The following is a 10,022-nucleotide window of genomic DNA, read 5'->3' on the forward strand; positions in this document are numbered from 1 at the left end:
GGAGAGAATGATGATGAATTTTGATGAAAAAATTAAACAGAGTTTGCAAGTAGAGCAACACAATTTAGAGTCTATTTTAGAGAGTGATCCTAGCTTATTTAAGCAACTAACTGGTTTATATAAGGGAAAAATGCGACTTTGGACTATTCTAGGTACGTTTTTCGCTTTTATACTTACAGCTATTTTTATACTATCAGCGTATCAATTTTTTAATTCCGAGCAGCAATTGTTTTGGGCAGTGTGTTTTGTCAGTAGTTTAATGATGCAAATTGCAATAAAGCTGTGGCTGTTTATGGAAATGAACCGACAATCGATAACTAAAGAAATCAAGCGAAGCGAGCTTGAAATCAGGCTAATGCTCAGTGAGCATTTTAGCTCCAACAGTCAAAACTAAGCTAAATGTAAAGGGAAATACAATGCAGTTAAGATCTCTAGGCGTTAATACTAATAGCTTCTTGGTATTCACTCTATTTTTATTGTTTTCTGCAAATGCTAAAGCCGCATTTGTAAAGGTAGATGGCTTTGACTTGGAATATGAAGTTGCAGGTGCTGGTAAACAAATTGTGGTTCTAGAGGCGGGCGGTAGTGCTGGTCTGGATGATTGGAACTCGGTTTTTAGTTCCATAGCTGAGCAAACTAAGGTTATTCGATACTCGCGTGTCGGCAATGGTAACTCAACCGCAATTAAACGGCATTTCACTTCAATGGATTATGCTGATCACTTGAGTGAGTTCTTGTTGGCGTTGGACATTTCAAAACCAGTGATACTTGTTGCGCATTCTTATGGAGGCAGTGTCGCGCGAGATTTTGCTGCAAAATATTCACAACGATTAAATGCATTACTCATGCTCGATCCCTCTTCTGAGCACGATGTAGATATATTACGTGCCATAAACCTAGAGCAAGGGAATAAACAAATAGCGCAAATAAAACTAAGTGATATGGCAAATGGAATGTCGAATCAATATTTAGACTTTTGGAGTAAACGCCCTTTACCTGATTATCCGAAGATTAAAGATATGCCCGTGACTGTTATCGCATCTGTGCGTAAAGTAGCTGAGCCAAGTAATTTGTTTTTTACCGATAAGGGTAGAACAATGTGGGGGGAGATGTGGCAGAGTTGGGCTGCTGAATTTCCTCAAGGGCGCAGTGTATTAACAGCAAAAAGTAGTCATTTTATTCAAAATGATGAACCTACGCTGGTGCTTCTAGAGCTAAAGCGTTTAATAAAGATATTGGATGATAATAAGCAGCCATGATCATATTTTGCTAAGCTTTAAGTAGGTTAAGAATTTACAGTGAGCTATTCTTAATTCTGCTGTGGCACTGAGTGTTATTAAATAGATGTTGAACTATTTTAACTAACGCTAAATTACTCAAGTACAAGCAAAGCAATGATGTCGAAAAAGTACTTATACTTGAGCCGAAGAAAAAATCTATTATAATTTAGGAATGATATGTGAATGAACAGGTTAGAAAAAAATTCGCCACTTACCCTGCAGACGTTGCTGTTGTATTAAATGAGGTGAGGAGCTTAATCCTCAAGGTTGCAACTGAAGAAGGGAGCAGTGAACTTGAAGAAACACTAAAGTGGGGTGAGCCAAGCTATATCTCAAAAAGTGGCTCTGTGATTAGATTTGATTATAAAGAAAAGCTACCGCAGCATTTTTGTATTTACTTTAACTGTAAAACCAAACTGATCGACACATTTAAAGAGTTGTATGGTGATACCTTTGTCTATCAAGGCAACCGTGCGTTGGTATTTGAAATCAGCCAAACACTGCCAAATAAAGAGCTTGCGCATTGTTTGTCTCTGGCCTTACGTTACAAAAAAATAAAGCACCTGCCATTATTAGGTACATAGATTTATTTATAATTATTTTAGGTAACTTTTACCTACTGAAGTTGTGGACTGAAGATATTTTGTGCAAACAAACAGTTTTTAAGCTGTTTTATGACACATGTATTTAAAAACATGTTAAAACTTCAATATTAGAATTTATGAAGTGACTATAATGACGTTAATAATAAAATTAATAGCCGGCATACTCGGCGGAATTTTAGTGGGTTTATATGTTCCACTAACAGGTGTTGAACTTCTTTATACTGTTAAAGAAATCATAGGACAATTGATCTCATTTACTATCCCATTAATTATTTTATTCTTTATCGCCTCAGGTATTGCAGGCTTACCAAAAGGCTCAGGGCATTTACTTGGCAAAACGGTTGGGTTTGCTTATGGCTCAACTGTGATAGCGGGTACGCTAGCTGTATTAGTTGTCAGTGCTATTATACCTCTGTTTGATGGTGGCCTGAGCTTTGAAGCTGAAGTTGCAACAGAAGTCGCCAGTTTTATTGACTTAGAAATCCCTCCTTTAATGGGTGTAATGACCGCTCTTGCAACAGCGTTTGTTTTTGGTATTGGTATGAGCCAACTTGAACTAGAAACGCTGAAAAAGGTATCTGATCAGGGGCGTGATGTTATTGATGGTTTATTGGCAAAAGTTATCATCCCGGCGTTGCCATTTTATATTGCCGGTGTGTTCGCTGAAATGACGGTTGCAGGGACTGTTGTAGACACGTTACAAACTTTTGGTGTGGTACTTGTTGCAGCATTAGTTATGCATTGGCTGTGGTTAAGCATTCTGTATATTGGTAGTGGTATTTTATTAAAAAGAAACCCTGTTGAATTAATCAAAAATATGCTTCCTGCTTATTTTACAGCGCTAGGTACTATGTCGAGTGCTGCGACCATTCCTGTGTCATTGCGTGCAAGTAAAGCAAATAATGTAAAAGACGATGTTGCTAACTTTACAGTTCCACTGTGCGCCACCATTCATCTATCGGGTTCAACCATCACGATTGTAACGTGTGCGATGGCGGTGATGTTTTTATCACCTAGTATGGATGTGCCGTCTTTATTTGGTATGTTGCCATTTATTATGATGTTAGGTGTCGTGATGATTGCAGCGCCTGGTGCACCAGGTGGCGCGGTAATGTCAGCGCTGGGTTTATTAACGAGTATGCTTGGTTTTAATGAGGGTGCTGTTGCGCTGATGATTGCACTTTACTTAGCACAAGATAGTTTTGGCACTGCCTGTAATGTAACCGGTGATGGTGTAATTGCTTTGTGGGTTGACCGTTTTAGTGAAAAAGCGTCATCTTAAATTCGTATTGTGAAACGATAATACATTTATCGTTTCATCTTTTATGTGTTAATGTGACGCATTAAATTGTCGTTATGACATGCTGTTAGGTTATATGAGGGTGTTCCATTGATTAATGTGCTTTTAGTTGATGACCATGAGCTTGTACGCACAGGGATCAGACGTATATTAGATGATATTCGTGGATTCAAAGTGGTTGGAGAAGCAAAAACAGGTGAAGAGGCCGTGCAATTTTGCCGCCAGCATTCACCTGATATTGTTTTAATGGACATGAACATGCCAGGTATTGGTGGTCTAGAGGCGACGAAGAAAATTTGCCGCTATTGCCCTGATGTTAAAATTATTGTGCTAACGGTACATTGCGAAGATCCATTCCCAAGTAAAGTAATGCAAATTGGTGCACATGGTTACCTAACTAAAGGGGCAGGCTCTGATGAAATGGTAAATGCCATTCGAGCCGTAAATGCAGGCCAGCGTTATATCGCCCCCGAAATTGCCCAGCAAATTGCACTAGCACAAGTTACAGGGCGCACTGACGAAAACCCATTCCAAAGTTTATCTGAGCGTGAACTACAAATCATGTTAATGATCACCAAAGGTGAAAAAGTGCAGGATATTGCTGAACGCCTTAATTTAAGTTCTAAAACAGTGAATAGTTACCGTTATCGCATGTTTGAAAAACTTAATGTAAGCGGTGATGTTGAGCTTACACACTTGGCTATACGCCATAAAATGATCGACATAGACAGTTCGCACTAAATCTGTTTTATGGCCGAATTTGATCATGCCCACTTTCTAAAAACACTATCAAGTGAACCTGGTGTATACAGGATGCTTGATAGTGAAGAGAAAGTTATCTACGTTGGTAAGGCAAAAAACCTTAAAAAGCGTGTTAGTAGCTATTTTCGTAGCAATGTAACAGACAGTAAAACACGTGTGTTGGTTAGTAATATTTGTGGTATCGACATTACCTTAACGAATACTGAAACCGAAGCGCTGTTACTTGAAAATAATTTAATAAAAAAATACCAACCGCGCTACAACATATTGCTGCGTGACGATAAATCTTATCCCTATATTTTATTAACTTCTCATAAGCATCCCCGACTTGCGTTTCACCGTGGTAGCCGAAAGGTCAAAGGTGAATACTTTGGCCCTTTTCCTAGTGCAGGTGCAGTGTCAGAAAGCTTGCGCTTAATGCAAAAGATTTTTCCTGTTCGTCAATGTGAAGATGCTTACTATCGTGCACGTAGCCGTCCGTGTTTACAATACCAATTAAAGCGTTGTTCAGCGCCATGCGTTAATAAAGTAAGTGATGAAGAATATACTCAACAAGTCGATTATGTTCGTAAATTTCTAACGGGTAAGTCTCACGAAGTCATCGCGGAACTTATAAGTAAAATGGAAGCTGCTAGTGAAGCTTTACATTTTGAGCTTGCTGCGAAGATACGCGACCAAATAATGTTACTGCGTAAGATGCAAGAACAGCAATCGATCTCAGGTAATTACGCCGAGATGGATGTGGTTGGCTTTGCTCATTTAAATGGACTTAACGGTATTCATTTATTAATGATACGCGATCATAAAGTATTGGGCAGTAAAACGTACTTTCCAAAGGTACCTAAAGATTCAACACAAGAAGAAATCTTAACCTCATTTTTAGGGCAGTACTATTTAGCGCCAGGGGCCACGGGGCGAATTGCAAAAGAAGTTATTTTACCTTTTGCGCTTGAAGAAGCGCCTGTACTGAGTGAAGCAATGAGCCAAATAAGTGAGCGTAAAGTTAACTTAAAAACTGTTACCCGAGGTGAGCGCGGTCAGTACTTACAGCTTGCGAATAAAAATGCATTAAATAGTATCAGTGTTAAACAAAGTACTATCGACTCCATTAATAAACGTTATGCGCAGCTTAAAGCAACTTTAGGACTAGATGATATTAATCGAATGGAATGTTTTGATATCAGCCATACTATGGGTGAAAACACAGTAGCGAGTTGTGTTGTATTTGACTCCCAAGGTCCAAATAACAAAGAGTATCGTCGCTTTAATGTAACAGGGATCACAGGGGGCGATGACTATGCCGCGATGGAGTTTGCTTTAAATAAGCGTTACAACAAGCTTGTAGATGAAGATAAAATTCCTGACGTTATATTTATTGATGGTGGTAAAGGGCAGCTTTCTCGAGCTGAGCAATACTTTGAAATTTGGCCACATGTTAAAATGCCGTTGTTAGTTGGTGTTGCTAAAGGGACGAGTCGTAAACCAGGCTTAGAAACATTACTCATTGATGGTGGTCGCAAAACGATTCCTATGGATTCTGATGCACCGGCCTTACACTTAATCCAACATATTCGTGATGAATCACACCGTTTTGCAATTGCAGGGCACCGAAATAAACGTCAAAAACAACGCACACAATCTTTGTTAGAAGAGATAAGTGGTGTGGGATCTGTACGACGCCAAACTTTATTAAAATTTTTAGGGGGCATGCAGGGTGTAAAAGCTGCTAATATAGACCAATTAAAGCAAGTTCCTGGGATCAGCCCTGACATGGCTGAGAAGATATTTAATCATTTGCATGACAAGGGCTAGCCCTTCGTGCGAATATAGAAAAAAAGACATCTCCAAGTAGTTATGTGGAATATTCCAAACACACTCACAACCTTTAGACTTTTTCTTATCCCCATTTTTTTGGTGATATTTTATTTACCTTATTCATGGGCGTTTTTTGCTGCCGCATTTATTTTTTGGCTTGCATCAATAACCGATATTCTTGATGGCTACCTAGCGCGTAAGCTTGAGCAATCAACTCCCTTTGGTGCATTTTTAGATCCTGTAGCAGATAAAGTAATGGTGTGCGCCGCACTTGTTGCACTATCTAGTTACTATCAATCTATGTATATGACCATTCCAGCGCTAATCATTATCAGTCGCGAGATAGTTATATCGGCTTTACGCGAATGGATGGCTGAGCAGGGCAAAAGAGGGAATGTTGCTGTATCAAATATGGGCAAGATCAAAACAGCTGCACAAATGTTAGCCATAATAGGCCTGATCTGGCAGTACGATACGTGGATGATGTATTTAAGCTATGGCTTATTGTACATTGCAACCTTCTTAACATTGAGTTCAATGCTGCAATATTTAGTAGCTGCATGGAGTGAATTGACTAAAAATTGATTGTAAACGTCTAATAACGCACCGTTTTAGATAAAAAATAATCAAACAGTTCAAAACTAGCATTTTTTGTATTGACGCGTTTAATAATCTCTGTAGAATGCGTCCGTGTTGAGAGGGCATAGCCCCTTAGATAAATAAAGTAACACTGGTAAGTTGCTAGAATGTTTTATCACGATATAGTCGTGAACCAACAAGCTAACAGTTTACAAGTATTAAGCGGCACTAGCTCAGTTGGTAGAGCGCGACCTTGCCAAGGTCGAGGTCACGAGTTCGAGCCTCGTGTGCCGCTCCAATTTATCTTAAAGGCTAACCCCGGTATTGGGGCGGAATGGCAGAGTGGCCATGCAGCGGATTGCAAATCCGTCCACCTCGGTTCGACTCCGGGTTCCGCCTCCATTCAACACTCCACATGCTTTAAATAGCAAACTCGATGCCCGAGTGGTGGAATTGGTAGACACAAGGGATTTAAAATCCCTCGACTAACAAGTCGTGCCGGTTCAAGTCCGGCCTCGGGCACCACTTTGTGGTTTAATTACATCGCCAAGTGTAATTTATAAAAACAATGTTACATAAATTAGTTTATGTAAAAATTAGAATTAATATGATGCGGCACTAGCTCAGTTGGTAGAGCGCGACCTTGCCAAGGTCGAGGTCACGAGTTCGAGCCTCGTGTGCCGCTCCATATTAGTTTTATCCACTTGCTTTAAATAGCAAACTCGATGCCCGAGTGGTGGAATTGGTAGACACAAGGGATTTAAAATCCCTCGACTAACAAGTCGTGCCGGTTCAAGTCCGGCCTCGGGCACCACTTTTAATTATTTTACCAAGATAATTGAAAGTAAGATAAATACTTAATAATGCGGCACTAGCTCAGTTGGTAGAGCGCGACCTTGCCAAGGTCGAGGTCACGAGTTCGAGCCTCGTGTGCCGCTCCAAATTATTTGGAAGCGTTAAGGCGGAATGGCAGAGTGGCCATGCAGCGGATTGCAAATCCGTCCACCTCGGTTCGACTCCGGGTTCCGCCTCCATTTAATTACTCCACATGCTTTAAATAGCAAACTCGATGCCCGAGTGGTGGAATTGGTAGACACAAGGGATTTAAAATCCCTCGACTAACAAGTCGTGCCGGTTCAAGTCCGGCCTCGGGCACCACTTTATATCTTCTATTAGAAAAACCTTCTAAACTAAATCATACAAATAAATTCATATTTCAAATCTAATACTATACATTTAATCCATCAATGCGTTTAAGATAACTACTGTATGGAGAACTTTAAGCAGGGTCTTAACCAATTCTGGGTAGGAGCTGTATTTGGTGAATGTTTAGCGCTTTCATTAGTTTTAATACCAGTCGCAATTGTTTTATCTACTGTAAGCGATGTCCTTAAAATTAGTGAGGTCAGTACATTAGTAACGCAAGTCAGCCAAATGGTCGAACATACTCAAGATAAAATAGCATCAGGCAAAGAGAAACTGTCTTCACTCTCTATTGCTAATATTGATAAACGGGCATTGCAAAAGGTGATGACAGCAATACAAGAGTATCAAACTAGCTCTTCAGAACTGATGTCAACGGCACAGAAGTTAGCTCTTAAACAACAATTACAACTAAACAAAGAACTGGAAGCTAAATTTGACTCGCAGCAAGTAGATAAGGCAATGGGGATTTTTATGCTGATCGTAGAAAACAAAAATTAAATGAAACCAAGACACTAAAAAGGGAGCACGGAGGCTCCCTTAGTTAACACCTATAGCTATTAGTCTTTATGCCAAATACCTTTTGGTATGCTTTGATCAAGTTGTTTATTCTGGGTTGGATCGAAACTCGGAATTTTTCCGGCTTTATGTTGTGCGTTGTAATCATTCGAAAGCCAGAATACGACACCAGATAACATAAACAGGGCAATAACGTTGACTATTGCCATCAAACCCATGGAAATATCAGCTAAAGTCCAAATAAGACCTAGCTCACTCACAGAACCAAACATCACCATTGCAAGTACAATTATGCGGAAGATAAGCATACCATGTTCATGGTTGTGCTCTAAAAAGAGCAAATTAGTTTCTGCATATGAATAGTTAGCAACAATAGAAGTAAACGCAAAGAATAGTATTGCAATAGCGACAAAAACGGCACCCCAGCTACCAACGTGTTCTTCAAGCGCGGCCTGTGTTAGAGCAATACCAGTAACACCAGAGTCTGCGATAAGTTGCTCAGAAAGTAATATCAACGCAGCAGTTGCACTACAGATCACTACAGTATCGATAAACACACCCAGCATTTGCACATAACCTTGTGATGCCGGATGCGGAGGATTAGGTGTTGCAGTAGCTGCAGCATTCGCGGCACTACCCATACCTGCTTCATTTGAAAATAAACCGCGCTTGATCCCTTGAATCATAGCTTGCATAACACCGTAGCCGATTGCCCCAGCGCCAGCTTGCTCTAATCCAAATGCACTGTTTATGATCCGCATAAATACACTAGGAAGTTCTGCGGCGTTTGTAGCACAAACATATAATGCGACGAGCAAATAAGCGAGAGCCATAAAAGGCACAACCATTTCAGCAAATCGAGAAATCGTTTTAAGCCCACCAAATATAATAATGCCGGAGCCAATAACGAGCACGATGCCGACTATATATTTGGGTACGTCAAAGGCAACCTCAAAAGCAGCGGCGATTGAGTTTGATTGCACTGCATTAAATACCAAGCCAAATGCTAAGATCAGGCACAGCGAAAATATTACTCCCATCCAGCGCTTACCTAAACCATATTGCATGTAATAAGCAGGACCACCACGAAAGTTACCATGTTCATCCCGTGTTTTGTACGCTTGTGCTAAAGTACTTTCAGCAAAACTGGTAGCCATACCTATTAATGCAATCAGCCACATCCAAAAAATAGCACCTGCACCACCTAAATAAAGTGCTACAGCAACGCCTGCCATATTACCAGTACCTACCCGCGCTGCGAGAGAAGTGCAAAAGGCCTGAAATGATGAGATGCCATTTTTATCACATTGGCGAGAATTAAACATGACCTTAATCATGTGAGGGAATTGCGCAAATTGAATGAACTTAAGTTTGATGGTAAAGAACAGTCCAGCTGCTATTAATAAGTAGACGAGAATATGACCCCATAATAGTCCACTTATACTATTTATTATATCTATCATGTTATATGCCTAATGAACGAGTATGTAAAACAGCGGGCAAGTTACCATAAGCTGAACAGATAGTTTAGTGTAGAGATGAAAAAAGGCAGGTTATCCACAGGGTTTTGTTAGTAAGTTGTCAATTTCTTTTGGGTATCATGAGTGGAAAAATTAAATGCACATTTATGAATAAAAACGCTTGCGTAAAGTTTGTATCTCCCTATAATGCGACCCCACTGAGACGGCAGAGCAGGCAACGCTTAGCGAGGCAAGCAAGTCACTTAGTAAGTCGAGTAAAACTTGAGTTTAGATTTTTTAAAAGTTTAAACTTAAGTGTTGACAAAAAAATAGGAAGGCGTAAGATTCGCTTCCCTTGAGTCGCTAAGGCAACTCAAACGTTCTTTAACAATATAAAGCAATCATCTGTGTGGGCACTCGTACAGATTGAGTTCTAACAGCCGAGCTTAGTTCGCTAAGTAAGGCAAAAAATTTAGAGTCTCAATTGAAACTGAGTGAC

General features: G+C 40.0%; 9 protein-coding genes and 8 tRNA genes. 16 read left to right on the plus strand and 1 reads right to left on the minus strand.

The features are described 5' to 3' along the window. The first annotated feature begins 7 nt into the window (after positions 1-7). The 16 genes from AAEU30_RS20600 (at position 8) to AAEU30_RS20675 (ending at position 8,045) form a co-directional block, all read left to right on the plus strand. Positions 8-394, plus strand: coding sequence for a DUF6768 family protein (locus AAEU30_RS20600; protein ID WP_421962165.1), 387 nt, complete (start codon positions 8-10; stop codon positions 392-394). Positions 395-416: 22 nt separating this feature from the next. Next, complete coding sequence (locus tag AAEU30_RS20605) at positions 417-1,259, plus strand: alpha/beta fold hydrolase (protein WP_421962166.1); 843 nt, start codon at positions 417-419, stop codon at positions 1,257-1,259. 200 nt (positions 1,260-1,459) lie between these two features. Continuing rightward, a complete protein-coding gene (locus AAEU30_RS20610) occupies positions 1,460-1,864 on the plus strand; it encodes a DUF1801 domain-containing protein (protein WP_421962167.1) in 405 nt (134 codons plus the stop codon). Positions 1,865-2,015: 151 nt separating this feature from the next. Next, positions 2,016-3,167 (plus strand): dicarboxylate/amino acid:cation symporter, encoded by a 1,152-nt coding sequence (locus AAEU30_RS20615; protein WP_421962168.1) that lies wholly within the window; start codon positions 2,016-2,018, stop codon positions 3,165-3,167. Positions 3,168-3,275: 108 nt separating this feature from the next. Next, positions 3,276-3,926 (plus strand): UvrY/SirA/GacA family response regulator transcription factor, encoded by a 651-nt coding sequence (gene uvrY / locus AAEU30_RS20620; RefSeq protein ID WP_087533264.1) that lies wholly within the window; start codon positions 3,276-3,278, stop codon positions 3,924-3,926. A 9-nt stretch (positions 3,927-3,935) separates the two neighbouring features. Beyond that, positions 3,936-5,759: an excinuclease ABC subunit UvrC gene (gene uvrC, locus AAEU30_RS20625; RefSeq protein WP_421962169.1), complete on the plus strand. Its 1,824-nt coding sequence runs from the start codon at positions 3,936-3,938 to the stop codon at positions 5,757-5,759. A 42-nt stretch (positions 5,760-5,801) separates the two neighbouring features. Next, positions 5,802-6,347 carry a CDP-diacylglycerol--glycerol-3-phosphate 3-phosphatidyltransferase gene (gene pgsA / locus AAEU30_RS20630; RefSeq protein ID WP_087533266.1) on the plus strand — a complete coding sequence of 182 codons (546 nt, stop codon included), beginning with the start codon at positions 5,802-5,804 and terminating at the stop codon, positions 6,345-6,347. A 216-nt stretch (positions 6,348-6,563) separates the two neighbouring features. Further along, positions 6,564-6,639 (plus strand) — tRNA-Gly (locus tag AAEU30_RS20635). Between the two features lie 30 nt (positions 6,640-6,669). Beyond that, positions 6,670-6,743 (plus strand) — tRNA-Cys (locus AAEU30_RS20640). Between the two features lie 36 nt (positions 6,744-6,779). Continuing rightward, positions 6,780-6,866 (plus strand) — tRNA-Leu (locus AAEU30_RS20645). A gap of 87 nt (positions 6,867-6,953) precedes the next feature. Then, a tRNA-Gly gene (locus AAEU30_RS20650) sits at positions 6,954-7,029 on the plus strand. 39 nt (positions 7,030-7,068) lie between these two features. Next, positions 7,069-7,155, plus strand: a tRNA-Leu gene (locus AAEU30_RS20655). Positions 7,156-7,206: 51 nt separating this feature from the next. Then, positions 7,207-7,282, plus strand: a tRNA-Gly gene (locus AAEU30_RS20660). Between the two features lie 19 nt (positions 7,283-7,301). Then, positions 7,302-7,375 (plus strand) — tRNA-Cys (locus AAEU30_RS20665). A 37-nt stretch (positions 7,376-7,412) separates the two neighbouring features. Further along, positions 7,413-7,499 (plus strand) — tRNA-Leu (locus tag AAEU30_RS20670). A 111-nt stretch (positions 7,500-7,610) separates the two neighbouring features. Beyond that, positions 7,611-8,045: a hypothetical protein gene (locus AAEU30_RS20675; RefSeq protein ID WP_421962170.1), complete on the plus strand. Its 435-nt coding sequence runs from the start codon at positions 7,611-7,613 to the stop codon at positions 8,043-8,045. A gap of 59 nt (positions 8,046-8,104) precedes the next feature. Here AAEU30_RS20675 and AAEU30_RS20680 read toward each other — a convergent pair whose 3' ends face one another. Beyond that, positions 8,105-9,526 carry an alanine/glycine:cation symporter family protein gene (locus tag AAEU30_RS20680; protein WP_421962171.1) on the minus strand — a complete coding sequence of 474 codons (1,422 nt, stop codon included), beginning with the start codon at positions 9,524-9,526 and terminating at the stop codon, positions 8,105-8,107. Positions 9,527-10,022 lie beyond the last annotated feature (496 nt).

The organism is Pseudoalteromonas mucoides (genome assembly GCF_049257175.1).
Lineage (GTDB): Bacteria > Pseudomonadota > Gammaproteobacteria > Enterobacterales > Alteromonadaceae > Pseudoalteromonas.